The 25,009-nt window shown below is 65.5% G+C and carries 24 protein-coding genes; 10 read left to right on the plus strand and 14 right to left on the minus strand.

Annotated features, from left to right (window positions below; all coding sequences use genetic code 11):
• Positions 1-115: 115 nt before the first annotated feature.
• The gene (locus AQZ52_RS04025) at positions 116-1,426 is read right to left on the minus strand and encodes a dicarboxylate/amino acid:cation symporter (RefSeq protein WP_067906602.1); all 1,311 of its coding nucleotides are present in this window, start codon (positions 1,424-1,426) and stop codon (positions 116-118) included.
• A 105-nt stretch (positions 1,427-1,531) separates the two neighbouring features.
• Between AQZ52_RS04025 and AQZ52_RS04030 the strand changes: the two genes are divergently transcribed.
• On the plus strand, positions 1,532-2,305 hold the full coding sequence (locus tag AQZ52_RS04030) for an enoyl-CoA hydratase-related protein (protein ID WP_067906603.1): 774 nt from the start codon (positions 1,532-1,534) through the stop codon (positions 2,303-2,305).
• Between the two features lie 7 nt (positions 2,306-2,312).
• Here AQZ52_RS04030 and aroC read toward each other — a convergent pair whose 3' ends face one another.
• Positions 2,313-3,383, minus strand: a complete 1,071-nt coding sequence (gene aroC, locus AQZ52_RS04035) for a chorismate synthase (protein ID WP_067906605.1) — start codon at positions 3,381-3,383, stop codon at positions 2,313-2,315.
• Between the two features lie 59 nt (positions 3,384-3,442).
• Between aroC and AQZ52_RS04040 the strand changes: the two genes are divergently transcribed.
• From AQZ52_RS04040 to AQZ52_RS04050, 3 genes are read left to right on the plus strand one after another with little or no spacing between them, the layout of a single operon-like run.
• Positions 3,443-3,754 (plus strand): antibiotic biosynthesis monooxygenase family protein, encoded by a 312-nt coding sequence (locus AQZ52_RS04040; RefSeq protein WP_067906607.1) that lies wholly within the window; start codon positions 3,443-3,445, stop codon positions 3,752-3,754.
• Positions 3,751-4,098 (plus strand): arsenate reductase, encoded by a 348-nt coding sequence (locus tag AQZ52_RS04045; RefSeq protein ID WP_067906609.1) that lies wholly within the window; start codon positions 3,751-3,753, stop codon positions 4,096-4,098. Before AQZ52_RS04040 ends, AQZ52_RS04045 begins: the two co-directional genes overlap by 4 nt.
• A gap of 59 nt (positions 4,099-4,157) precedes the next feature.
• Entirely contained in the window at positions 4,158-4,571 is a 414-nt protein-coding gene (locus tag AQZ52_RS04050) for an acyl-CoA thioesterase (protein ID WP_067906610.1), read from the plus strand.
• Between the two features lies 1 nt (position 4,572).
• Here AQZ52_RS04050 and AQZ52_RS04055 read toward each other — a convergent pair whose 3' ends face one another.
• Both AQZ52_RS04055 and ubiG read right to left on the minus strand, forming a co-directional pair.
• The gene (locus AQZ52_RS04055) at positions 4,573-4,758 is read right to left on the minus strand and encodes a hypothetical protein (protein ID WP_067906612.1); all 186 of its coding nucleotides are present in this window, start codon (positions 4,756-4,758) and stop codon (positions 4,573-4,575) included.
• Positions 4,758-5,507: a bifunctional 2-polyprenyl-6-hydroxyphenol methylase/3-demethylubiquinol 3-O-methyltransferase UbiG gene (ubiG, locus tag AQZ52_RS04060; protein ID WP_067906614.1), complete on the minus strand. Its 750-nt coding sequence runs from the start codon at positions 5,505-5,507 to the stop codon at positions 4,758-4,760. Before ubiG ends, AQZ52_RS04055 begins: the two co-directional genes overlap by 1 nt.
• Before the next feature lie 79 nt (positions 5,508-5,586).
• Here ubiG and AQZ52_RS04065 point away from each other — a divergent pair, with 79 nt between their 5' ends.
• On the plus strand, positions 5,587-6,843 hold the full coding sequence (locus tag AQZ52_RS04065; protein ID WP_067906616.1) for an aspartate kinase: 1,257 nt from the start codon (positions 5,587-5,589) through the stop codon (positions 6,841-6,843).
• On the opposite strand, the gene AQZ52_RS04070 is transcribed toward AQZ52_RS04065, so the two are convergent.
• A complete protein-coding gene (locus tag AQZ52_RS04070; RefSeq protein ID WP_156424773.1) occupies positions 6,844-7,698 on the minus strand; it encodes a hypothetical protein in 855 nt (284 codons plus the stop codon).
• Between the two features lie 467 nt (positions 7,699-8,165).
• Between AQZ52_RS04070 and AQZ52_RS04075 the strand changes: the two genes are divergently transcribed.
• Entirely contained in the window at positions 8,166-9,176 is a 1,011-nt protein-coding gene (locus tag AQZ52_RS04075; RefSeq protein WP_067906620.1) for an NAD(P)H-dependent flavin oxidoreductase, read from the plus strand.
• Between the two features lie 71 nt (positions 9,177-9,247).
• Positions 9,248-10,993, plus strand: coding sequence for a M64 family metallopeptidase (locus AQZ52_RS19200; RefSeq protein ID WP_067906622.1), 1,746 nt, complete (start codon positions 9,248-9,250; stop codon positions 10,991-10,993).
• Positions 10,994-11,000: 7 nt separating this feature from the next.
• Here AQZ52_RS19200 and AQZ52_RS04085 read toward each other — a convergent pair whose 3' ends face one another.
• Positions 11,001-11,639 carry an HNH endonuclease gene (locus AQZ52_RS04085; protein ID WP_082697540.1) on the minus strand — a complete coding sequence of 213 codons (639 nt, stop codon included), beginning with the start codon at positions 11,637-11,639 and terminating at the stop codon, positions 11,001-11,003.
• A gap of 236 nt (positions 11,640-11,875) precedes the next feature.
• A complete protein-coding gene (locus tag AQZ52_RS04090; protein WP_067906624.1) occupies positions 11,876-13,318 on the minus strand; it encodes a M20/M25/M40 family metallo-hydrolase in 1,443 nt (480 codons plus the stop codon).
• Between the two features lie 175 nt (positions 13,319-13,493).
• On the opposite strand from AQZ52_RS04090, the gene gyrB reads away from it, so the two are divergent.
• A complete protein-coding gene (gyrB, locus tag AQZ52_RS04095) occupies positions 13,494-16,031 on the plus strand; it encodes a DNA topoisomerase (ATP-hydrolyzing) subunit B (protein WP_067906625.1) in 2,538 nt (845 codons plus the stop codon).
• Positions 16,031-16,288 (plus strand): sulfatase-modifying factor protein, encoded by a 258-nt coding sequence (locus AQZ52_RS04100; protein WP_067906626.1) that lies wholly within the window; start codon positions 16,031-16,033, stop codon positions 16,286-16,288. The genes gyrB and AQZ52_RS04100 overlap by 1 nt, the downstream gene beginning before the upstream one ends.
• Before the next feature lie 461 nt (positions 16,289-16,749).
• Here AQZ52_RS04100 and AQZ52_RS04105 read toward each other — a convergent pair whose 3' ends face one another.
• The 5 genes from AQZ52_RS04105 to AQZ52_RS04125 all read right to left on the minus strand — a co-directional run bounded on the left by AQZ52_RS04105 (position 16,750) and on the right by AQZ52_RS04125 (position 21,084).
• The gene (locus tag AQZ52_RS04105) at positions 16,750-17,004 is read right to left on the minus strand and encodes a DUF2442 domain-containing protein (RefSeq protein WP_067906631.1); all 255 of its coding nucleotides are present in this window, start codon (positions 17,002-17,004) and stop codon (positions 16,750-16,752) included.
• The gene (locus AQZ52_RS04110; protein ID WP_067906633.1) at positions 16,988-17,230 is read right to left on the minus strand and encodes a DUF4160 domain-containing protein; all 243 of its coding nucleotides are present in this window, start codon (positions 17,228-17,230) and stop codon (positions 16,988-16,990) included. Before AQZ52_RS04110 ends, AQZ52_RS04105 begins: the two co-directional genes overlap by 17 nt.
• Before the next feature lie 55 nt (positions 17,231-17,285).
• Positions 17,286-18,344, minus strand: a complete 1,059-nt coding sequence (locus tag AQZ52_RS04115; protein WP_067906635.1) for a ribonucleotide-diphosphate reductase subunit beta — start codon at positions 18,342-18,344, stop codon at positions 17,286-17,288.
• Positions 18,345-18,467: 123 nt separating this feature from the next.
• The gene (locus AQZ52_RS04120) at positions 18,468-18,854 is read right to left on the minus strand and encodes a PepSY domain-containing protein (RefSeq protein WP_067906637.1); all 387 of its coding nucleotides are present in this window, start codon (positions 18,852-18,854) and stop codon (positions 18,468-18,470) included.
• Between the two features lie 211 nt (positions 18,855-19,065).
• Positions 19,066-21,084, minus strand: coding sequence for a ribonucleoside-diphosphate reductase subunit alpha (locus AQZ52_RS04125; RefSeq protein ID WP_156424774.1), 2,019 nt, complete (start codon positions 21,082-21,084; stop codon positions 19,066-19,068).
• Positions 21,085-21,625: 541 nt separating this feature from the next.
• Between AQZ52_RS04125 and AQZ52_RS04130 the strand changes: the two genes are divergently transcribed.
• The gene (locus AQZ52_RS04130) at positions 21,626-21,868 is read left to right on the plus strand and encodes a GlsB/YeaQ/YmgE family stress response membrane protein (RefSeq protein WP_156424775.1); all 243 of its coding nucleotides are present in this window, start codon (positions 21,626-21,628) and stop codon (positions 21,866-21,868) included.
• Positions 21,869-21,984: 116 nt separating this feature from the next.
• Here AQZ52_RS04130 and nadB read toward each other — a convergent pair whose 3' ends face one another.
• Together nadB and AQZ52_RS04140 are read right to left on the minus strand one after the other, a co-directional pair.
• Positions 21,985-23,616, minus strand: coding sequence for an L-aspartate oxidase (gene nadB, locus AQZ52_RS04135; RefSeq protein ID WP_067906639.1), 1,632 nt, complete (start codon positions 23,614-23,616; stop codon positions 21,985-21,987).
• A gap of 425 nt (positions 23,617-24,041) precedes the next feature.
• Positions 24,042-24,998 carry an ABC transporter ATP-binding protein gene (locus tag AQZ52_RS04140; RefSeq protein WP_067906641.1) on the minus strand — a complete coding sequence of 319 codons (957 nt, stop codon included), beginning with the start codon at positions 24,996-24,998 and terminating at the stop codon, positions 24,042-24,044.
• Positions 24,999-25,009 lie beyond the last annotated feature (11 nt).

Here is a 25,009-nt window from a genome sequence, read left to right on the forward strand (position 1 = left end):
CCCACCCAATCGCTTTTTTCGGGGAGCGAGACGACGAAGCAATCCGGAGCGTTGTTCTGAGCCGCTCTGGATTGCTTCGCGACGCGCGCAATGACGAATCCGTTCGGACTTGCGGTTACGCCTGTGGGTCCAGATGCAGACCCTTGCGCCCGTGTTCCGGCGTGTCGTGCGGGGGCATGGGCTCCGGCGTGTCGGGGTCCAGCGGCACCTGCAGCATGCCTTCCCACTTGGTGATGACCGAGGTTGCCACCGCGTTGCCCACCACGTTGGTCGCGGTGCGGCCCATGTCGAGGAAGGTATCGACGCCGAGGAGCAATGCGACGCCTTCGACCGGCAGGCCGAACTGGGCCAGCGTGGCGGCGATGACCACGAGGCTCGCGCGCGGTACGCTGGCGATGCCCTTCGAGGTGACCATCAGGGTGAGCAGCATGGCGATCTGCTGCCCGGCCGAGAGCGGGATATTGTAGGCCTGCGCGATGAACAGCGTCGCGAAGCTGGTATACATCATCGAGCCGTCGAGGTTGAAGCTGTAGCCCAGCGGCAGCATGAACCCGGAAATGCGGCGGGGCACGCCGAAGCGGTCCAATTGTTCGAACAGCTTGGGCAGCGCGCTTTCCGAACTGGCGGTCGAAAAGGCGAGCAGGATCGGTTCGCGGATATAGCGCGCCAGCAGCAGCACCCGCCGCCCGAGGAAGATTCCGCCGAGGCCGAACAGCAAGGTCCACAGGATCAGCAGCCCGAAGTAGAACTCGCCGACGAAGGCGCCGTAGGTCACGATGATGCCGACCCCGCGCAGCGCGATGACCGAGGCCATCGCACCGAACACCGCCAGCGGTGCGGCGCGCATGACATAGCCGGTGATCGTGAGCATGAGCGTGGCCAGCGCCTCGCAGCCGCGCACCAGCGGTGCGGCTTCCTCGCCCATCGCGGACAGCCCGAGGCCGGCGAAGATCGAGAAGACGAGGATCTGCAGCACGTTGTTCTTGGCCATCGCATCGAGCGCGCTGGTCGGGAACACCTCGAGCACGAAGTGGCGAAGGGTGAAGTCCGCGGTTGCCAGTTCGCCGACCGGGGTGGTGGCCGTGATGTTGAGCCCGGCACCGGGCTGGAACAGGTTCACGAGGACGAGGCCGAGCCCGATCGAGATCAGGCTGGCGGTGATGAACCAGGCAAGAGCCCGGCCGCCGATCCGGCCAAGCGCGCTGCTGTCACCCATGCTGGCAATGCCCGTCACCAGCGTCGCCAGAATGAGCGGCGCGATGATCATCTTGATGAGGTGCAGGAACACCTCGGGCAGCAGCTTCAGGAGATCGGCGATGTCCGCGAGGGTCTTGTCACCCGCCGGATAGGAAACGTTGAGCGCATAGCCCACGCCGATGCCGGCAAACAGCGCGATCAGGATGTAAAGTGTCAGGCGCGTGCCCACGGTCCGGCTACCCCAGTGTTGTTGTCGCCCGCCAGCCTAGCTGGCATGGTGCCGGGCGGCAACGGACCTCCGCCCGAAGGCGGGGCCGCAAACCGGGAGAGTTCGATGGAGCATATCACCGTGGAACAACGGGGCCGGGTGACGCGCATCACGCTGGCGCGGCCCGCCGTGCTCAACGCGATCAACGCCCGGATGCACGAGGAACTGGAAGAAGCCTTCAATGCCTTTGCCGCGGACGATGGGCAATGGGTGGCGGTTGTTACCGGGCAGGGCCGGGGCTTCTGCGCCGGATCGGATCTCAAGGCGGTCGCGGCTGAAGGCTTCAGGAGTTACCCGGCGCACGGCTACGCAGGGCTGATCGAACGGTTCGATTGCGACAAGCCGATCATCGCGGCGGTCAATGGTCTGGCGCTCGGCGGCGGCTTTGAAGTGGCGCTGGCCTGCGATCTCATCATCGCGGCCGAGAGCGCCCGTTTCGGTCTGCCCGAACCCCGCGTCGGCGCGGTGGCGCTGGGAGGCGGGCTGCACCGGCTGGCGCGCCAGATCGGGCTGAAGCGCGCGATGGGGATGATCCTTTCGGCCCGGCCCGTCGATGCGGCGGAAGGTGAGCGGCTCGGCTTCGTGACCGAAGTGGTGCCCGATACCGATCTGGAAAGCGCGGTGGAGCGCTGGGTGGAGGCCATCCTGCTGGGCGCGCCGCTCTCGATTCGGGCGTCGAAGCAGGCGGTCATGCGCGGGCTGGATGAGGCTGGCGTGGCCGCCGCAATGGCTGCCCAACCGGGCTATCCGGCCTTCGCCGCATGGTCCGCCAGCGCAGACTTGCGCGAGGGGACCACCGCCTTTGCCGAAAAGCGTCCGCCAGTTTGGCAGGGCCGCTGAACCTGATTCAGCGGCCCGTCTGCGCGCGGTGCATCAGCTTCTGATCGGCGAGCACCAGCGCCATCATCGCTTCCACCACCGGCACGCCGCGGATACCGACGCAGGGGTCGTGGCGGCCCTTGGTGAAGAGCTCTGTCGCCTCGCCTTCCCGCGTGATCGTGGGGACGGGGGTGAGGATCGAGGACGTGGGCTTGAAGGCGACGCGCACGTGGACCGGCTGGCCGGTGGAAATGCCACCCGCGATGCCGCCGGCGTGGTTGGCGGTGAACACCGGAGCCTCCTCGCCGGGCCGCATCGGATCGGCATTGCCCTCGCCGGTATTGGCGGCGGCGGCGAAACCGTCGCCGATCTCCACGCCCTTGACCGCGTTGATGCCCATCATGGCGTGGGCCAGTTCGGCATCGAGCTTGGCATAGAGCGGCGCGCCCCAGCCTGCGGGCACGCCGCCGGCGGTGCATTCGACCACCGCGCCGAGCGAGGAGCCGGCCTTGCGTGCATTGTCGACCAAGGCTTCCCACCGCGCGGCAGCCTTGGCGTCGGGGCAGAAGAAGGGGTTGCGGGTGATTTCGGCGGCATCGAAGTTGGCGGGGTCGATCGCATCGCCACCGATGGCGCTGACCCAGCCGAGCACGGCGACTTCGGGGATGACGAGGCGGGCGACGGCACCGGCGGCGACACGCGCGGCGGTTTCGCGCGCGGAGGAACGGCCGCCCCCGCGATAGTCGCGAAAGCCGTACTTGGCGTCATAGGCATAGTCGGCGTGGCCTGGGCGATAGGCCTTGGCGACATCGCCGTAGTCCTTGGAGCGCTGGTCGACGTTTTCGATCATCAGGCTGATCGGGGTGCCGGTGGTGCGGCCTTCGAACACGCCGGAGAGGATGCGGACCTGATCCGGCTCCTGCCGCTGCGTGGTGAAGCGCGACTGGCCGGGGCGGCGGGCATCGAGGAAGGGCTGGATGTCGCTCTCGATGATGGCGAGGCCCGGCGGGCAGCCATCGACGACCGCGCCGAGGGCGGGGCCGTGGCTTTCCCCCCAGGTGGTGAAGCGGAACATGTGGCCGAAGGTGTTGAAGCTCATGGCGCAGGGCCTTTGCGCAAAATGTTGCAAAAGTCACGCCTGCTGCGCCAAAGGGGCCCATGTTCCTCGTCGTCTTCCGCAACCGCAAGCGCGCCGATCTGGATGCGGCGGCCTATTCCGCCGACGCCAATGCGATGGAGGTGCTGGCAGCAGCGCAGCCGGGATACATTTCGTTCAAGAGCTACACCGCCGAGGATGGCGAAGTCGTGGCGATCAGCGAATGGGTGGACGAGGCGGCGGCGCTGGCGTGGCGGCGGGTCGCCAGCCATGCCGAAATGCAGGCCAAGGGCCGCGAGGAATACTACGAGGACTACACGCTGTTTGCGGGGACCCCCAGCCGCGTGCACCAGTTTGCGAGGACCAAGGCATGACGATCACGGTTTACGGGATTCCCAACTGCGACACCGTGAAGAAGGCGCGCGCGTGGCTCGACGCGAAGGGGATCACCTACGCGTTCCACGACTACAAGAAGGCCGGTGCGGATCCCGCCCGAATCGCGGACTGGATCGCCGCGGCGGGGCGCGACAAGGTGGTCAACCGGGCGGGAACGACCTTCCGCAAGCTCTCGCCGGAGGATCAGGCGGCACTTGCCGGTGACAGCGCGGCGGGGGTGCTTGCGGCCAACACCTCGGTGATCAAGCGGCCCATCGTCGAGCATCCCGGGGGCCTGCTGGTGGGGTTCAAGGAAGCGGAATGGGGCGCCGTTCTGGGTTGAATTGACAGGAAACGATAGGCGAGCAGCCCTGTTCAGCAGGGCTTGCCCGTGTTATCTACATGGGTGTGAATACCGCCGCACCTTTCGCCTACGCGATCACCGTCGATCCTGCCGACATCGACTTCATGGGGCACGTCAACAACGCGTCCTACCTCCGCTGGGTACAGGACGCCGTTGTGGGCCACTGGCGCACTTTCGCGCCGGCGCAGGCGATTGCCGACCATGTCTGGGTCGCGACCAATCACAACATCACCTACCGGCGGCCGACGTTCCTCAACGATCCGGTGATCGCGCATGTGATTCTGGAACGCGTGCAGGGCGCGCGGGCGTTTTACGAGACGATCATCAAGCGCGGCGAAGAAGTGCTTGCCGAGGTAAAGTCGAGCTGGTGCTGCCTCGACGCCGCCACCTTGCGCCCGGCCCGGCTGGCGCGCGATCTGGTCGAGAAGTTTCTGCCGACGGCGGCGGGGTAATTCAGCGCAGCTTTGCGATTTCCAGCCCGTCGGCCTTGGCGCGGATGCGAATCGATTCCTCGCTCCGGGTAAGCGCCTTGGCGAGGCCCTTCAGCGCCATGCCCTTTTTCGCAAGCGTGTGCAGCTTCTGCACCTCATCCGTGGTCCAGGCCTGCTTGTGCCGTTCGAAAACCTTGCCGGTGGCCATTAGGCTTGCTCCCCGTCAGCCTTCCGGGCTGTCACGATGTAGTTGAGCGAGAGATCGTCCGATAGGTGGAGGCCCTTGAGCGGGCTCCACGAAATGCCCTTGGGGTTCCCCATGGCGAACCCGGCCTCGGTGAGGAGGTCGCTGAGCTCGAGCGGGGTGATGAAGTCTTCCCAATGGTGCGTGCCCTTGGGCACCATGCCGACCGTTTCCGCCGCACCGACCAGCAGGAGGCGCGAGGCGGTGGTGCGATTGGGGGTCGAGAGGACGAGGAGGCCTCCTTCCGCCACGGTTGCCACGAGACCCGCGATGAAGGCGGCCTTGTCGGCCACATGCTCGATCACTTCCATCGAGGTGACGAGATCGAACCGGCCGAGGCCAAGCGCGGCCAGTTCGCCGTGGCGGTAGTCGATGGCGAGGCCGCCTGCTTCGGCATGGGCCTTGGCAGCGGCGATGTTTTCCTCCGCCGCATCAACCGCCGTGACGGCGGCGCCCATGCGCGCCAGCGGTTCGGCCAGCAGCCCGGCGCCGCAGCCGACATCAAGCGCGCGGCGGCCGGCGAGCGGGCGCAGGCCCTTCGGATCGGCGGCAAAGTGGGAATCGATGGCTTCGCGCAGGAACGCGAGGCGGACCGGGTTCAGCTTGTGCAGCATCGCCGAGCTGCCCTTGGGATCCCACCATTCGGCCGCCAGCTTTCCGAAATGGGCGGCTTCTTCGGGACGGATCGTCGCTGCGGTGGTTGCAATGCTCATGCGGCGACTCTAAAGCGCCGCGTCCACGCGGTCGAGGGGCCGCGGGGGAAACCTTTTTTGTTGCTGCGGGGGAGTAGACGTGGCCCGGATCGTGATGAAATTCGGCGGCACTTCGATGGCCGGGACCGAGCGCATCCGCCGCGTGGCCGGCATCGTCAAGCGCCAGCAGGAAGCGGGGCACGAGGTCGCCGTCGTCGTTTCCGCCATGGCGGGCGAGACCGACCGGCTGGTGAACTTCTGCCGCGAGGCCAATGCCCTCTATGACCGCGCCGAATACGACGTGGTTGTCGCGGCGGGCGAACAGGTGACCTCCGGTCTCCTCGCGCTCCATCTGCAGGCGCTGGGCTGCAAGGCGCGTTCGTGGCTCGGCTGGCAGCTGCCGGTGCATACCGACGATGCCCATGCCGCCGCGCGGATCGAGGATATCACATCGGACGCGCTGCTGGCTTCGATGGCGGCGGGCGAGATTGCGGTGATCCCGGGCTTCCAGGGGCTGGACCCGGAGGGCCGCGTGACCACGCTGGGCCGCGGCGGTTCGGACACCTCTGCGGTGGCGGTGGCGGCGGCGGTGCAGGCGGATCGCTGCGACATCTACACCGACGTCGATGGGGTCTACACCACCGACCCGCGCATCGTGGCGAAGGCGCGCAAGCTGAAATACGTGACCTACGAGGAAATGCTCGAGCTCGCCTCGGTCGGCTCGAAGGTGCTGCAGACCCGCTCGGTCAGCCTGGCGATGAAGGAAGGGGTGCGCGTGCAGGTGCTTTCCTCGTTCATCGATGAAAGCGCCCCGCCGGCCGACAGCATCCCCGGCACGATGATTGTTTCCGATGAGGAACTGGAAGGAACTGAGATGGAACGCCAGCTGATCACCGGCATTGCCGCCGACAAGAACGAGGCCAAGGTGACGCTGACCCGCGTGGCGGACCGGCCCGGTGCGGTGGCGGCGATCTTCGGCCCGCTGGCCGAAGCCAACATCAACGTCGACATGATCATCCAGAACATCGCCAAGGACAAGGGCGAGACCGATGTGACCTTCACCTGCCCGCAGGCGGACCTCGCCCGCACGCAGGCGCTGCTCGAGGAGCGCAAGGACACGATCGGCTACTACCGCATGATTGCCGACAGCAAGGTCGCCAAGGTCTCGGTCGTGGGCGTGGGCATGCGTAGCCACGCGGGCGTCGCCGCGACGATGTTCAAGGCGCTGGCGGACCGGGGCATCAATATCCAGGCGATCTCGACCAGCGAGATCAAGGTTTCGGTGCTGATCGATTCGGACGAGGTCGAACTCGCGGTGCGTGTGCTGCACACCGCCTATGGGCTGGACGCGGCCTGATCAGGCGGCCCGGCGGCGACGCCGGGCCCGCGCCAGCCTGAGGCTGGCCGCACCGAACAGGAGGGCCATGCCGGGTTCCGGCACCGCTACCGGGCCGCCGGAACTGCTACCGCCACCCGATGCGCCGCCAAAGAAGAAGCCGCCGATGATCGAGAACAGACCGGCCGAGCCAGCATCATAGCCGACATCGAACCCCGGGCGGACCTTGCCGAAGTCCCCGGCGATGGGAATGGCAAAGGACAACCGATCGCCACTCCCACTGCCGCTACCGTTGGGGCAGTCGAAGGCGTTGACGCAGCGATTGGCGGTCGGCCCGCTCAGCGTCCCGGTGCTGCTGTCATAGTAGTAGGGGTTCACGCCGACATACTTGAAGCTGTAGGTGCCGCTGGGAATATCGACGGCAAGCGCGCCGGTGGCCGGATTGCGCAGCACATCGAGCCCGATAATGCTGCCTGCGGCATCGCCGCCGGTTCCGCCGAGCCCTGCGTTGCCGAAGGGAGTGCTGACGGTGGCCGCGACCGAGCAGCTGCCGAGGCCGGGGCCCGCGAGGTTGAGCGAGACCCGCCCGCCGCAAGCGCTGTTGGTGAATGCGGGGGCATTGCTGTCGAAGCGGAACGTCGTGGACACTTCGGTGCCAGGTGCGATCAGATAGTCGGGCAGCGTTGCCGAGCTGAGCGTGGTCGTGCTGCCATCAGGGTTGCTCAGGCTGATGTTGTCCCCGCGCACATATTCGACCTTGCCGGTGAACTGCAGATCGACATAGTTCGCCGTCTGCGCGGCGGCGGGGGCTGAAAGGGACAGGCCGAGCGCCAATGCAGCGACAACGGCAAACAGATCGGAAGCAGTGCTGGCCACGGCCGGGATCCTCATTCTTGGCAATGCCAGAGGCATGTCGCCGCTCACAGCAGCCCGCAACCGCGCTGTTCGCGGCGTCCCGCGACAGCACGCGGCAAAGGTGGTGGTTGACAGGCAGGCAAATCGATTGGCGCGCGCAGGGTGCCGCGATGGCCGGTGTCCGCAGGCTGGACGCGGCTTTCGCGCCTGAAAAGCCAAGGGTTCCGCCTTCCGACCCCTGCGGGACCGGAAGGCGGGGTGCGACCCGGGGCCGGGCCTTGGTGGACCGGCTCTCGGCTCATGCAGGCAAGGAGGCATCACCTGATGGCCTGTTTGTACGCTGCGTGCGGAGATTGGAGAAACGGCAAGACTTGCGCACAGAGATCGCGATTGGCGATCAGCGTGAGAACTTCCCGCCTTGTTGCCGCCACGAACCGGCCCTAAGGGCGCTCCCTTGCAGGCTGCGCTAGACGGACGAGGCGTTTCTGATGACCGCATACCCCAAGACTGCCGCGCTGATGGCGCGTGGTGCCGAATTCCTTGGCACCGAACGTGCCGTGCTCTGCGGTGCGATGAGCTGGGTTTCCGAGCGCAATCTCGTGGCCGCGATCAGCAATGCGGGCGGCTTCGGCGTGATCGCCTGCGGGGCGATGACCCCCGAACTGCTCGACACCGAGATCACCGCGACGGCGGCGCTGACGAGCAAGCCCTTCGGCGTGAACCTCATCACGATGCACCCGCGCCTGTTCGATCTGATCGAGGTTTGCAGCCGCCACAAGGTCGGCCATGTCGTGCTGGCGGGCGGCATTCCGCCCAAGGGTGCGGTCGAGGCGATCAAGGCGTTTGGCGCCAAGGTCATCGTGTTTGCGCCGACGCTGGCGCTGGCGAAGAAGCTGTTCCGTTCGGGTGCCGATGCGCTGGTGATCGAAGGCTCGGAAGCGGGCGGGCATATAGGTCCAGTCTCGACCTCGGTTCTGGCGCAGGAATTCCTGCCCGCGCTGGCCGCCGAACACGTGGTGTTCGTGGCGGGCGGCATCGGCCGGGGCGAGATGATCGCGAGCTATCTCGAAATGGGCGCAAGCGGCGTGCAACTGGGCACCCGGTTTGCCTGCGCGAGCGAATCCATCGCGCATCCCGCGTTCAAGGCGGCGTTCTTCCGCGCCAATGCGCGCGATGCGGTGGCGAGTGTGCAGATCGATCCCCGCCTGCCGGTGATCCCGGTGCGCGCGTTGCGCAACAAGGGTAGCGACGAATTCATCGCCAAGCAGATCGAGGTCGCCCGGCGGCTCGACGAAGGCGTGGTCGACATGGGCGAGGCGCAGCTCGAGATCGAGCATTTCTGGGCTGGGGCTCTGCGCCGCGCGGTGATCGAGGGCGATGTCGAGAACGGCTCGCTCATGGCTGGGCAATCGGTCGGCATGGTTACCCGGGAAGAGCCGGTGAGCACGATCATGGCCGAGCTTATGGATGAATGCGAGGGTGCCCTCGCCGGGCGCTGACAGGCCCTGATCCGCGTGTTAGCGTGCCGTCCCGGCGGTGTTGGGACGCACCGCCCGAGGGAGCAGGCCGCGTGGATATCACACCCATCCGTTCGACCGGTGCCACGGCGGCGCGCGTCGATCTCGTCATTGTCGCGGAAGGCTATACGGCGGCCGAGCGGACCAAGTTCCTCTCAGATGCCAATGCCTTCACCACCTACATGCTTTCGGGCAGCAACAAGACGCTGAACGATCCCTTCGCGACGTATGCCTCGCTGGTGAACGTGAGCGCGGCCTTTTTCGCTTCAAACCAGTCCGGCTACAGCACCGACACGCAGACCGTCGATACCTACTTCGGCGCGCGGGCCTATCTGAGCGACGGACGACTGGTCTATGGCGATCAGGGCAAAGTGTACGACGCGTTCGCGCCGGTCGCCTCCGATGGCAAGGACATCATCATCGTCCTCATCAATTCCGACAAATATGGCGGCGCCGGGGGTTCGGTCGCCTGGGCGACTGCGGGCAACCCCTCGTCGTATGAAGTTGCGCTGCACGAGATCGGCCACAGCTTTGCCGGGCTGCAGGACGAATATGCCGATCCGGCACTGGTGGACAGCTTCCCGCTCGACGGGCTGCAGAGCGCGCATGTCGCGACCACCAATGATCCGGCCAAGGTTCCGTGGAAGGACTGGATCGGGTTCAAGGACGGGCTCGGCACGGTCGGCGCCTACGAAGGGGGCTACTACCGCTCGACCGGCGTGTGGCGGGCGACCGAGACATCGAAGATGCTCTATCTCGATACCGCGTTCAGCGCACCTGAGAAGGAAGCCTTCATCGACCGGTTCTATGCGGTGACGAGCGGACTGGTGGCGCTGCCGCGCCAGCGCCTGCTGACGACGGCAACCGCGGCGACACCGAACAACGCGCTGTTCGCCTTTGCCTGGACGGTCGGCGGCAAGGCTGCTGGCACCAACGCGGCCTCGCTCGATCTTCGCGGCGCGATCAAGGCGGCAGCGGACGGGGCGGTGACGCTGGATCTTGCGGTGACCATCAAGGACGCCAGCGGCATGGTGCGCAAGGCCTCCGTGCTGGCGGACAGCGAGGAAACCGCCAGCGGCCAGCTGCTTCTGACCAAGACCACGCTCGACAACGCGCACACGACCTTTTCCGCGGCTGATAGCGGCAACCACTACGTCGCTGGGAGCGGCCTTGCCGATACGATCTCGCTGGCCGGGACGCTGGGCACGCTGACATGGGTGGAGGCCGGTGCAGGCAACGACCGCGTCATCGGCAAGGGCGGAGCCGACCTCTTCGGCGGCGGCGATGGCGATGATCTGCTGACCGGCGGCGCGGGCAACGACCAGCTGCTGGGCGGCAACGGAGCCGACCGGCTGGATGGCGGCGACGGCGCCGATACGCTCGACGGCGGTGCGGGCAGCGACCGGCTGACCGGCGGCAACGGCAATGACATGCTGACCGGCGGCGCCGGACGCGACATCCTGACCGGCGGTGCGGGCAATGATCGCTTCATGTTCAAGGCCGACGATTTCGGCGGGACAACCAAGGCGAGCGCCGATGCGATCATGGGCTGGACCACCGGGGACCGGATCGACCTTTCAAGGATCGACGCCAATCCCGGCGCGGCCGGCGATCAGGCCTTCGCGTTCCTCGGCACGGCTGCGTTCAACACGGCTGACAGCAAGATCGGCGAACTGCGCTACGAGACGAGCAGCAGCGGTGTGATCGTGTTCGGCGATGGGAACGGCGACGGCGTGGCCGACTTCGCGATCCGGGTGGACGGCGTATCGAGCCTGACGGCTGGAGACTTCGTGCTCTGAGCTGCGCTCAGTTTTCGAGCTCGACGTCCCAGTAGAGCCAGTCGCGCCAGCTTTCGTGGAGATGGCCCGGCGGGAAAAGGCGCCCGCGCTCCTGCAGGTGCCACGAGGTCGGGCGGATCGGTTCGGTGATGAGGCGCATCGCCGCTTGTGCCGGGGTGCGGCCACCCTTGCGCATGTTGCAGGGCGCGCAGGCGGCGACGACGTTTTCCCATGTGGTGCGTCCGCCAAGACGGCGCGGCACGACGTGGTCGAAGGTCAGCTGATCGGGGCAGCCGCAGTATTGGCACTGGAACTTGTCGCGCAGGAACAGGTTGAAGCGCGTGAAGGCGGGAAACTCGCTCGGCTTCACGAACTGCCTGAGCGCGATGACCGAGGGGATCTTCATGTCGAGCGAGGCGCTGTGAACCTCGCGCTCGTAGGTCGCGACGATATCGACCCGTTCGAGGAACACCGCCTTGATCGCGGTCTGCCAGGGCCAGAGGCTCAGCGGATAATAGCTGAGCGGAGTGTAGTCCGCATTGAGTACCAGCGCCGGGCAGTTCGAGAGGTGGCGATCATGCCCAAGGACTGCGGTATCGCCCCCAAGAGGGCTGCCATTGTGGGGCCTGGCATTCGCCGCCCGCTCGATCAGCGCCCTGTGAAGCATGCTCCCGTTCGGCCCTTTCGCAAGAATGCGCCGATTGTCCCGCCCGGAATGGGCGCGAGGCGCCTACCGGGTGCGATTTGAGGGACGCGGATGACCGCTTCGTGACGCATGCCCGGAAAAGAACACGGGCATGACTCGCACGTCAAGGGGGAGTCCACAGTCCTGTCCACAGGTGCATGACTCTGTGGACAGGGTGGGGGCAAATCCGGATAAACCGAATGATTACAGGGAAGTGACTACTTCGTGTAGGCCTTCACAAGCTCATAGAGATAGGCGCGGCCGGTCATCAGCGACTTGATCTCGATCCGCTCGTTGAGGCCGTGCACGCCGTTGCCGTCCGGGTTGCCCCAGGCGCCGGGCACGCCGTAGGTCGGGATGCCGACCGCGGCGAGGAAGATCCCGTCGGTCGCACCGGTCGACATCGTCGGCACCAGCGGCACGCCGGGGAAGTACTTGGCGGCGAGCTTTTCCATCGGCCCGATGATCGCGGGATCCATCGGCGGGGTCTTGGCCAGCGGACGCAGCGGCGGGACCGGCGTGATCGTCACGCCCGTATCGGCGACGACGGCCTGCAGTTCCTTCTGCACCTCTTCGATCGAATGGCCGGGGAAGATGCGGCAGTTGACGTTGGCCCCGGCGCGCTGCGGCAGCGCGTTGTTGGCATGGCCGCCATCGATCAGCGTGGCGACGCAGGTGGTGCGCAGCATCGAGTGGAACGTGCGGTCGGTGTTGAGCACGGCTTCTGCCGCGCTATCCGCCGGGTTGGCGGCAATCGCCTGCATCGCCTTGCCGAGATCATCGGTCCGCGTGGCCCCGGCCTTGGCGAAGAAGGCGCGGGTCGTGTCCGAAAGCTCCAGCTTGAAATCGTAGGCCTGCAGTTTCACCAGCGCGGCGGCGAGTTCGTAGATCGCATTGTCGCGCACGGGGATCGAGCTGTGGCCGCCGGGATTGCGCGTTTCGAGGCGGAAGTTCTGGACGCCCTTCTCGCCGACCTGAATCGATTCGACGACGAGCTTGCCGCCTTCCGACACGCCCTTGCCATCGGTGCGCCCACCGCCGCCTTCATTCAGCGCGTAGGCCGCATCGATGAGGTCGCGCTTGTTCTTTGCCAGCCATTCGGCGCCGTTGAACGCGTAGGTCGTTTCCTCGCCGCAGGTGAGCGCGAGCTTGAGCGTGCGCTTGGGTTTGAAGCCCTCCTGCTTGAAGCGGATCAGGGTGTCGACCCAGGTCGCGGCCATCGCCTTGTCGTCTTCCGTGCCGCGCGCGTAGAGGTATCCGTTCTCCTCGATCAGGGTGAAGGGATCGCGCACCCAATCCTCACGCTTGGCTTCGACTACGTCGAGGTGGGCCAGCAGCAGGATCGGCTTCTCGGTTTTCGAGGTGCCCGGCATGACGGCGACGAGGCCGCCCTCCTTCGGCTTCTCGGGCGTCGCGAAGATCGTCAGCTGGTCGTCGGTGAAGCCGACCGTCTTGAGCCGCGCGGCCATGCGCTCTGCCGCCAGCGTGCAGCTGCCGGATGAGAGGGTGGTGTTGGTCTCGACGAGTTCCTTGTAGAGGCTGCGGAATGCCTCCTCGCCGCCGTAGGGATCGCCCTTGGCGGCCGGCGCGGCGAGCGCGGATCCGGGCATGGTCGAAACGAGCACGGCGGCTGAAATCACGCCGGTCAGCAGCTTGCGCATGGAGCGATAAGTCCTTTGTCTTGAAGGTTGTGGCGCGTGTTTCAGCACGATTGCGCCGCTGGTGCCAGCCCCTCAGCATGTCCGGCTCGGGGCGGGGTGTGAAAAGGGGCTCTGCCTTGTGCAAAACAGGCCGGATTCGCTTGGGAAAAGCCCGGCGAATGCCTATGTCCTGGGGATGGCCAGTACGAACGAAAATATCCCCAACGCCAACGAATATGGCGCCGATTCCATCAAGGTCCTGCGCGGGCTAGATGCCGTGCGCAAGCGCCCCGGCATGTATATCGGCGATACCGATGATGGCTCGGGCCTGCACCACATGGTGTTCGAGGTTTCGGATAACGCGATCGACGAGGCGCTGGCCGGGCACTGCGATCTCGTGCTGATCGAATTGAACCCGGACGGCTCGGTCTCGGTGGAAGACAACGGCCGCGGCATTCCCACCGGCATCCACGCCGAGGAAGGCGTTTCTGCCGCCGAGGTGATCATGACCCAGCTCCACGCGGGCGGGAAGTTCGAGAACACCAGCGACGACAACGCCTACAAGGTGTCGGGCGGCCTGCACGGCGTCGGCGTCTCGGTGGTCAATGCGCTCTCCGAATGGCTGGAGCTGACGATCTGGCGCGATGGGCAAGAGCACTGGATGCGCTTCGAGCACGGCGACGCCGTCGCCCCGCTCAAGGTCAACGGTCCGGCTCCGGCGGACGGCAAGGGCGGGGTCAAGAAGGGCACACGCGTCACCTTCTTCGCCAGCCACGATACCTTCAAGAACGTGACAGAGTTTGATTTCGACAAGCTGGAGCACCGCTACCGCGAGCTGGCCTTCCTCAACTCCGGCGTGCGCATCCTGCTGCGCGACAAGCGCCACGAGGATGTGAAGGAGCACGACCTCTATTACGTCGGCGGCATCGCAGCCTTCGTGAAGTACCTCGATCGCAACAAGCAGCCGCTGATGCCCGAGCCCATCGCAATCGGTGCGGAGCGCGATGGCATCGGCATCGATGTCGCGCTGCAGTGGAACGACAGCTACTACGAGAACGTCCTCACCTTCACCAACAACATCCCCCAGCGCGACGGCGGGACGCACCTCGCCGCCTTCCGCGCGGCGCTGACGCGGACTCTCAACGGCTATGCGGACCGGTCGGGGATGCTGAAGAAGGAGAAGGTCAGCCTCACCGGCGACGACATGCGCGAGGGACTGACGGCGATTGTCTCGGTCAAGCTGCCGGACCCCAAGTTCTCCTCCCAGACCAAGGACAAGCTGGTTTCCTCCGAAGTACGCCAGCCGCTGGAAGCCCTGATGGCCGACAAGATGAGCGAATGGCTGGAGGAAAACCCCGCCCACGCCCGCGCCGTCATCCAGAAGGTGATCGACGCCGCCGCCGCCCGCGAGGCCGCCAAGAAGGCGCGCGAGCTGACCCGGCGCAAGGGCGCGATGGATATCGCCAGTCTGCCCGGCAAGCTGGCGGACTGCCAGGAGCGCGATCCCGCCAAGTGCGAACTGTTTCTCGTCGAGGGTGACAGCGCCGGCGGCTCGGCCAAGCAGGGGCGCGACCGGCACTTCCAGGCAATCCTGCCACTGAAGGGCAAGATCCTCAACGTGGAGCGCGCGCGGTTCGATCGGATCATCGGCTCGAAGGAAGTCGGCACGCTGATCCAGGCGATGGGCACCGGCATCCGCGACGAGTTCAACCTCGCCAAGCTGCGCTATCACAAGATCGTGATCATGACCGACGCCGACGTCGACGGCGCGCATATCCGCACGCTGCTGCTCACCTTCTTCCACCGCCAGATGCCCGAGATCATCCGCGAAGGGCACCTCTTCATTGCGCAGCCGCCGCTTTACAAGGTGGCGAAGGGGCGCAGCGAAGTCTACCTGAAGGACGGCCCGGCGCTCGATCGCTACCTCGTCGAGGCAGGCCTCGCCGGCCGGATGCTGGAAACGGCGGGCGGCGCGCGCAGCGGCGCGGACCTCGCAGGCCTTGTCGATCATGCGCTGCGCTTCCGCAACCTGATGGCCTTCGCGCCCAAGCGCTATGACCCGACGATCATCGAGGCGCTGGCTCTGGCGGGTGCGCTGGAGCCGGAAATGACCGCAGCCGAGCGCGAGGCGGCGCTGGCCGCCAGCGTGCGCTGGATGGACCGCGGCGAACACGATGCGCGCTGGGTTGCCGAAGTGGCGCCGGATGGCGGCTATCGCATCCAGCGCGTGTGGCGCGGGGTGACCGACCAGCACACCATCGAACCCGGCTTCCTCTCGAGCGCCGAGGCGCGCAAGCTCGCCCGCCTCGCCGGGGAGCAGGCCGAGGTCTATGCCATGCCGGCGCGGCTGGTGCGCACCAGCGCCGCGGTGGCAGAGCCAGAACCCGAGGCGGTGCTGGAAGAGCAGGAAGGCGAGGCCGAAGCCGCCGCGCCGGTGCGGCCCGCCGCCAAGGACAGCGCCGGGATCACGCGGCCGTCGGAACTCCTTGCGCAAGTGCTGACGGCAGGGCGCAAGGGTCTTTCCATTTCGCGCTACAAGGGTCTGGGCGAAATGAACGCCGATCAGCTGTGGGAGACGACGCTCGATCCGACGCAGCGCTCGCTGCTGCAGGTGAAGATGGAAGATGCCGACGTGACGGACGAGATCTTTACCCGCCTGATGGGTGACGTGGTGGAACCGCGGCGTGACTTCATTCAGGAAAACGCGCTCAACGTGGCGAACCTGGACGTCTGATGGCTGGGGCTACTCTCGCCGAAATCCCCTGGGATCAGGCGGCCACGATGATCGATCTGGAAGGGCGCGTGCCGATCATCGGCACGATCCGCGAGTGCGCGCTGCACTTCACGCTCTACAAGCCGCACGCGCGGGAGAACGCCCGGCTGCTGCTGACCGTGCCGGTGCACCGCGAAGGCCGCGCGACGCGGACGTGGCTGCTGGAGCCGGCGGAGATCGCGGTGCTGGCGGCGAGGCTGAACGAAGAAGAGCAATAGCAGGGGCCAGCGGCCCTGCGCGCCGTTAGTCGGTGTTGGATTTGGCGGCGCCTCGGGGCGGCATCCGGGCAGGAGGAGATCGCGCGGCCGGTGCGGCGCCTGCATGACCCTTGGGAGGGACTGCGGGGCGGCACGCCATGAACTGCATCGTGTGCGAATGGCCGGATGGGGCAGGACCTGACCCGGCTCGACCTCATCCCGTCAGTGTCCGGACCCGGGGGCGGCTCGCATACCAGCCGGGCTCCTGAGGCGTGCTGCCCCTGGCACTGAACGGTGCTGGCGTGGGTGAATGCCTGGCCAAGGATTGGAGACGACAGTCCCGCCTTGAACCCGCAGCCCACACCGGCCGCGCTGGCCCCAGGCATGACGCCTCGGGCCAGAAGAGCGAGTGCGAGGCTGGCCTTGCCGGCTCCCGATCTGGGCGGGGCGTTTAACCTATTTGGTTTGTTTTGTCAAGATGGTCAGGCCGCCGCCTTGGCGGTTCGCGTCTGATCGCCCTTGCCGGCCAGCAGGCCGGCCACCGAGATATCCTCGTCGATCTCGTCCCAGTGAAGGCCGGCGCGGCTCAGCGAAACGGCAGCGCGCTGTTCGGGCGTGGCGTGGAGCAGGCGCGGGAACCATGCGAGCGGAACGCCCAGCGTGCGGCCATCATCGAGATCGACCCAGAACGAATCTGCATCGAACCGGACAGCGAGGGGTTCAGGCGAAAAAGTCATGCCACGCACTTTCGATTTCATCGCGCCGCGCTTCTATAACACGGTGGAGTTCGGAAAGCACTCGGGGCGAAAAGCCGCGATTGTAGGCGAGCGAAACCTCGGGACGGAGCCAAAACTTGGCCGTATCGCGCCCCTTGGTCACGTGAACATGCGGCGGCTCGCGCGGATCGCCCTCATTGGCGAAGAAGTGAAACCGGTAGCCATTCCAGGCGAAAACCTTGGGCATGTCGCCAGCTCCCGGGAGCGCGAGGGCGATGGCCCTCGCACTTTCCCTTGGTTCTTTACTCCGCCGCGATCCCCGCTGCCTTGAACATGTCCGCTTCGGCTTCCTCAACCAGCTCGTTCGCCGGTTCGGCCGACTTTGCCTTGCGGCGCGAGTCGAAGCTCGACCACACGGTGTTCCAGTCACCGCGGGTGGCGGCCTTGGAGTATTCGGTGGCGCGGGTTTCGAAGAAGTTGGCGTGTTCGACGCCGTTGAGCAGCGGGGTGAGCCAGGGGAGGGGGTGTTCCTCGATCATGTAGATCGGCTGGAAGCCCAGCTGGCCGAGGCGCCAATCGGCGATGTAGCGGATGTACTTCTTGATTTCCTTGGGGCTCATGCCCGGGACGGGGCCCTGCTCGAAGGCGAGGTCGATGAAGGCGTCCTCGAGGCGGACGGTCTTCTGGCAGCAATCGATGATGTCTTCCTTCACCGCCTTGGTGAGGCAGCCGCGTTCCGCCACGAAGGCGTGGAACAGCTTGGTGATGCCTTCGCAGTGGAGCGATTCATCGCGCACCGACCACGAGACGATCTGGCCCATGCCCTTCATCTTGTTGAAGCGCGGGAAGTTCATCAGCATGGCGAAGCTGGCGAAAAGCTGGAGGCCTTCGGTGAAGCCGCCGAACATCGCGAGGGTGCGGGCGATGTCTTCATCGGAATCGACGCCGAACTGCTGCAGGTAATCGTGCTTGGCGCGCATTTCCTCGTATTCGAGGAACATCGCGTATTCGCTCTCGGGCATGCCGATGGTGTCGAGCAGATGGCTGTAGGCGGCGATGTGCACCGTCTCCATGTTGGAGAAGGCGGCGAGCATCATCTTGACCTCGGTCGGCTTGAACACGCGGCCATACTTGTCGTGGTAGCAATCCTGCACCTCGACGTCGGCCTGGGTGAAGAAGCGGAAGATCTGCGTGAGCAGGTTGCGCTCGTGCTCCGAGATCTTCTGCGCCCAATCGCGGCAGTCTTCGCCGAGGGGAACTTCCTCCGGCATCCAGTGGATCTGCTGCTGGCGCTTCCAGAAGTCGTAGGCCCAGGGATATTCGAAGGGCTTGTAGGAGCTGCGGGCTTCAAGAAGGGACATGGGACGGATCCTGTGCGGCAAGAAGGCGGACGATAGGCAGGGATGGACGCGCGCGGAAGTTGCCCGCGCGGGTCAAACACTTGGGGGCGGGGGTTTTTCCACCGCCCGGAAGGGCAGAGTCGGCTACTTCCAGAACCAGCGCGGGGTGAGCTTCCGCTCCGCCCGGTTGCGCCACATCTGGATGTAGAGCCAGAGCCCCGAGACGCTGAAGAAGATCATCGCGAAACCCGACAGCGTGCCGAACACCACGCCCACGGGTCCGAAGCTCTCGCCCGAGTGCAGGTGATGCAAGAGGCCGATCAGCGCGCGCGGATCGCCGGGCTTGGGTTTGGGCCGGCACATGTAATCCGGCGGGCAGACGAAGGCGGGCTTCGCGCTCGCCTCGACCTTCGGCTTCTCCCGCTCTCCGCCCGCGAGGAGCGGCACGATTTGGCTGAGCGTGCCCGTCACGGCGATCCAGAGGAGAAAGACGCCGAATAAAACCGAAATCCAGCGGTGAAACTTGCGCACGACGATAGCCCTTATGCAATTGCGAATTATTCGCAAATGTAGCCCGGCCGGAGTGGGCGGGGCAAGCGGGTACCGTGTCGCGGATTGTAACCGTGCCGGGCAAGCCGCAATGTTTGGCTGATTGTATCAGACAGTCCGACATGGTCACGATCTCGGACGGGGATGCAGGGCGCATCCCCGGTGCTTCAGGGCAAGGCTTCACTGGCAGGCCCTACTGACAAGCCAGGCATTCCTCGTAGTCGGTCTGGCCGCCCGCGCTGAGTTCCATCACGGGCGCCGCGGCGGTGTTGTCTGCTTCGACGCCGCCAGCGAAACCGGCGCGCTGCACCGACTTCGAACGGAGGTAGTAGAGCGACTTGATGCCCTTCTCCCAAGCCTGGAAGTGGAGCATCATGAGGTCCCACTTGTCGACGTCCGCCGGGATGTAGAGATTCAGCGACTGGGCCTGATCGATATACGGCGTGCGGTCTGCCGCGAATTCGAGCAGCCAGCGCTGGTCGATCTCGAAGCTGGTCTTGTAGACGGCCTTTTCCTCCGGAGAGAGGAAATCGAGGTGCTGGACCGACCCGCCGCGCTCGAGGATCGAGTTCCAGACGTTGGTCGAATCCTTCGACTTCGACTGGAGCAGCTTCTCGAGATAGGGGTTCTTGACCACGAAGCTGCCCGAGAGCGTCTTGTGGGTGTAGATGTTCGCCGGGATCGGCTCGATGCAGGCCGAGGTGCCGCCGCAGATGATCGAGATCGACGCGGTGGGCGCGATCGCCATCTTGCAGGAGAAGCGCTGCATCACGCCCATGTCCGCCGCATCGGGGCACGCGCCGCGTTCCTGCGCGAGGAGGAGCGAAGCCTCGTCCGCGCGGGAGGCGATGTGCTTGAACATCTTGAGGTTCCACGCCTTGGCCATGGCGCTTTCGAAAGCGATGCCCTTCTGCTGCAGGAACGAGTGGAAGCCCATGACGCCCATGCCGACCGAGCGTTCGCGCATCGCGGAATACTTGGCGCGGGCCATCTCGTCCGGCGCGCGGTCGATGTAGTCCTGCAGCACGTTGTCGAGGAAGCGCAGCACGTCCTCGATGAAGCGCTCGTCCTTGCACCACTCGTCCCAGGTTTCGAGGTTGAGCGAGGAGAGGCAGCACACCGCGGTGCGATCATTGCCGAGGTGGTCGCGCCCGGTGGGGAGCGTGATTTCCGAGCAGAGGTTCGAGGTCGAGACCTTGAGCCCGAGATCGCGGTGATGCTTGGGCATCGTGCGGTTCACCGTGTCGTTGAACACGATGTAGGGTTCACCCGTGGCGAGGCGGGTTTCGACGAGCTTCTGGAACAGCGAGCGCGCATCGACCGTGCCGCGCACCGAGCCGTCCTTGGGGCTGCGCAAGTGGAATTCGGTGCCATCGCGCACCGCTTCCATGAACTCGTCCGTCAGCAGCACGCCGTGGTGGAGGTTCAGGGCCTTGCGGTTGAAATCGCCCGACGGCTTGCGGATTTCGAGGAATTCTTCGATTTCCGGGTGCGACACATCGAGATAGCACGCCGCCGAACCACGGCGCAGCGAGCCCTGGCTGATCGCGAGGGTGAGGCTGTCCATCACGCGGACGAAGGGGATGATCCCGCTGGTCTTGCCGTTGAGGCCGACAGATTCACCGATACCGCGCACCTGGCCCCAATAGGTGCCGATGCCGCCGCCACGGCTCGCAAGCCAGACGTTCTCGTTCCACGTGCCGACGATGCCTTCGAGACTGTCGGAAACCGAATTGAGATAGCACGAGATGGGCAGGCCGCGCCCGGTACCGCCGTTCGAGAGGACGGGCGTGGCGGGCATGAACCACAGCTTCGAGATGTAGTCGTAAAGGCGCTGGGCGTGGTCCTGATCGTCCGCATAGGCATCGGCCACGCGGGCGAAGAGATCCTGATAGCGCTCGCCGGGAAGGAGATAGCGGTCGTCGAGCGTTTCCTTGCCGAACGCGGTGAGCAGCGCGTCGCGCTCGGCATTGGTCGCGATCGTGAAGCGGCGCGCGTTGATCGTCTTGGAATCGGAAACCGGCTTGGCCGCTGCGGCGAGCGCAGTGGCAGCGCCTGCGGTCATTGCCGCGACAAGCGCCTCGCTACCCTTGTCATCCGCATTCATGCCAATCGCCTTTCCATTTCCACCAGCCGGGGCGGTATCGCCAGCGAGCGACAGTTCGCTCTGGCCGTCATGCTCACCCACGTTGTCTCCAGTCCTGAAATCCACGCTGGCCGTCCCCTGTTCCATCTGCCGCCTGCGATCGGACAACCCGACTCGCGACGCGAAATCCATCATACGCCCTGCGGAACAAAAGGAGAATATTCATTCTCCCTCGGGGCCCGCAGCGACGCCCGCAAAAAGGTCAAGACCAAGGTCGGCGGCAGTGCAGCCACCGTCATCGCGCGCTAACTCCGCGCAATGCCACCGAAACTAGGTTTAGAGGTTCCCCCAGGACCCGACCACTACCCATAGTGCCTCAACCGGAATCAGACACAAGAGGGTAAACACCGCATTATCGATTCGGCTCGTCGCACGTACGATTCGTTTCATCGTCATGACGACCATGCTGCAGTGCAGCGACGCGTGCGGAAAGCGGCATTTCAAGCCCAAATCTCATCCCCCCTGAAATTTTTTCGGCAGCTCCCCTGATCTTGTGGACAAGATCGCTGTCCAGACCCTTCACCAAACAAGCCCCCCGATTATCCACTGGCGCGTGGGGTATGGCGCGCGATATGACATGCCCGAAATGCCAAGGCGGAGCAGGCGCGTGTTCAAGCTCATCTCGATCATTGTCAGCGGCTTGTTTGTCGGCCTTGCCGCGCGTTTCCTTTACCCCGGGGCTGTTCCGATGGGTCTGGGCAAGACGATCCTGCTGGGTATCGCGGGCTCGCTCGTCGCGGGGTTGGCGGCAGGCTGGGGCAGCAGGGGCCAGGACAGCGTGAGCCGCGCCGGGTGCATCGCCTCGGTGCTGGGGGCGATGGTGCTGATCTTTATCGGCCGGCATCTGTAACGGGTCGGCTGTTGGCGGGTGAGCTACCATCTCACCTGAAGGTCATTGCTACGCTGCGCGCGCCATCACGGCGGCAAGAAGGCTCAGTCAGGGGAGCGCGGTAAGCCTGCCCGCCTTCAGTTTGGCACCAGCACCGTATCGCGCGCGGCGGGCTGGGTCTGCGGGTAGTCCTCGTTGAAATGGAGGCCGCGGCTTTCGCGGCGGGCGCGGGCGCTTTTCACGATGAGTTCGGCGGTCTGGAGCAGGTTGCGCAGCTCGATGAGGTCCGCCGTCACGCGGAAGTTGCCGTAGTAGTCGTTGACCTCGCCCTTCAGGAGCTTGATGCGGTGCGCGGCGCGTTCGAGGCGCTTGTTGGTGCGCACGATGCCGACATAATTCCACATGAAGCGCCTGAGTTCGGTCCAGTTCTGCTTGATGACGACTTCCTCGTCGGAATCCGAAACGCGGCTTTCGTCCCACGGGCGCAGCGGCGGCGGTGCGGCGAAGCTGTCCCACCGCGCGAGGATGTCGTTCGCGGCGGCATCACCGAACACGAAGCATTCCAGCAGGCTGTTGGACGCAAGGCGGTTTGCCCCGTGGAGGCCGCTTTCGGAGCATTCGCCGACGGCATAGAGCCCATCGAGATCGGTCCGGCCGGCGAGATCGATGAGCACGCCGCCGCACGTGTAGTGCTGGGCGGGGACGACCGGGATCGGCTCCTTCGTCATGTCGATACCGAGGCTGAGCAGCCGCTCATAGATATTGGGGAAGTGGCCGCGGACGAACTCGGGGTCCTTGTGGCTGATATCGAGGTGGACGTAATCGAGCCCGAGGCGCTTGATTTCGTGGTCGATGGCTCGTGCCACGATATCGCGCGGGGCGAGTTCCTCGCGGGCGTCGAAGCGGGGCATGAAGCGTTCGCCGCCGCCGGGAACGCCGGGGGGCAGCTTGAGGTGCCCGCCTTCGCCGCGCACCGCCTCGGTGATGAGGAAGTTCTTGACCTCCAGATTGTAGAGGCAGGTCGGGTGGAACTGCATGAATTCCATGTTGGAGACGCGGCAGCCCGCGCGCCAGGCCATGGCGATGCCGTCTCCGGTTGCGCCGCGCGGGGCGGTGCTGAAGAGATAGGTGCGGCCCGCGCCGCCGGTAGCAAGGATCGTGGCGCGTGCGGCGAAGCATTCCACCCGGCCGGTCGAGGCATCGAGGGCATAGGCACCCCACACGCGTCCACCGCCTGCGCCTTGCCCGCCTTGATCCGCGCGGTGCCGGTTCGTCACCAGATCGATCGCGACCATGTCCGGACGCAGGGTGATGTTGGGGTGGGCCTTCGCGGCGGCGATCAGCGCCTGCTGGACGGCCCAGCCGGTTGCATCATCGACGTGGACGATGCGGCGGTGAGAGTGTCCGCCTTCGCGGGTGAGGTGCAGAGCGCCGGCTTCGGCGTTGAACGGCACGCCGAGCTGTTCGAGCCGGCGTATCGCTTCCGGGGCATTCTCGACGACGAACTCCACGGTCTCGCGCCGGTTAAGGCCAGCGCCTGCGACCATGGTGTCGCGGATGTGGTCGTCGAAGGTATCGCCCTCATCGAGCACGGCGGCAATGCCGCCTTGTGCCCAGGCCGTGGAGCCGCCGTCGAGCGCGCCCTTGGCCAGCACGAGCACGCGGCAGCGTTCTGCCAGCACGAGAGCGGCAGTGAGCCCGGCCGCGCCGGAGCCGACGATCAGGACATCAGCCGGGCCATCGGGGCTGGATGGGAGGGCGGCGCTCATGAGCAGACCGGGGTTACTGCAGGGAATGGTCGGTACACCCGATCTTCTTGCCCGTGCTCAGCGCATTTGGAAAGCCTCCCCCAAGGCCTGGCGGCGCGCAAATCGCCAGAATCTGAAGGCGTAAATGCGATGTTATAACGGTATTTAGCTATGCCTGTGTGCACTTGCGAATGCTATAACGCGAAGCGGCTATGCTGCCAGCAAGGACTACCGACCATGATTTGGCGCCTGCCCTTCTGCCTGTTTGATCGACACCGCTGTGATCTCACGTCCGTGCGTTGGAACGGCACGCGCCACATTGGCGTCTGCCGCGATTGCAAAAGCGCGGTGCGACTGTCTGCTCGCGGGCACTGGAAGCGGTTCGTAGAGCGAGAAATAGGAAAAAGTCGTTAATTTAAAAACACTTCCCGGTTTCGGGAAGGGCGCTATCCGGCCGCTCCGGCCGGCGAGCTCGTCAGCTTGACGAAGACATCCTCGAGGTCCGCCTCGTCGGTCGAGACATCGACAATGCCATAGCCGAGCGACTGCACCAGCGCGAGCACGCCGCCCGCGTTGATGCGGTCCTTGTTGTAGGTCACGCGCAGCTCGCGTTCGCTTGAAATGGTGCTCTTGACGAAGGCTTCATGCTGCGGCGCAGCATCGATCGGCCGGTCCAGCGTCAGCACGACGATTTTCTCGCGCATCATCCCGACAAGCTCGCGCGTCGGCTGGTTGGTGATCAGCCGGCCATGGTTGATGATCGCGATGCGGTCGCACAGCTGTTCTGCTTCCTCGAGATAATGCGTGGTCAGGACGATGGTCACGCCCTGGTTGTTGAGATCGACCACGAGTTCCCAGAGAAGGCGCCGCAGTTCGACATCCACGCCCGCGGTGGGCTCGTCGAGCACGAGGATCGGCGGGGTGTGGACCATGGCCTTGGCAATGAGCAGGCGGCGCTTCATGCCCCCGGACAGCGAGCGGGCATAGGCATTGGCCTTGTCGGCAAGGTGGACCGACTTGAGCAGCTCCATCGAACGGCGCACGGGCGCTGGCACGCCATAGAGCCCCGCCTGGATGTCGAGCACTTCGAGCGGGGTGAAGAACGGGTCGAACACGATCTCCTGCGGCACGATGCCGATGGAGGCCTTGGCGTTGCGCGGTTCGCGGTCGATATCAAAGCCCCAGATCTCGACCGAGCCCGAAGACTTCATGACGAGGCCCGCGAGCGTGTTGATCAGGGTGGACTTGCCCGCGCCGTTGGGGCCGAGGAGCCCGAAGATCTGGCCTTGCGGCACATCGAAGCTGACGCCGCCGAGTGCCAGCTTGCCTTCGCCCGACTTGCTGCCGGCGGGGGCGTAGCGCTTGACGAGGTCGCGGATGCGGATGGCGGGGGTGGTTTCCATGGCTTCTCCCT

This window comes from Novosphingobium fuchskuhlense (assembly GCF_001519075.1).
Classification (GTDB): Bacteria; Pseudomonadota; Alphaproteobacteria; order Sphingomonadales; family Sphingomonadaceae; genus Novosphingobium; species Novosphingobium fuchskuhlense.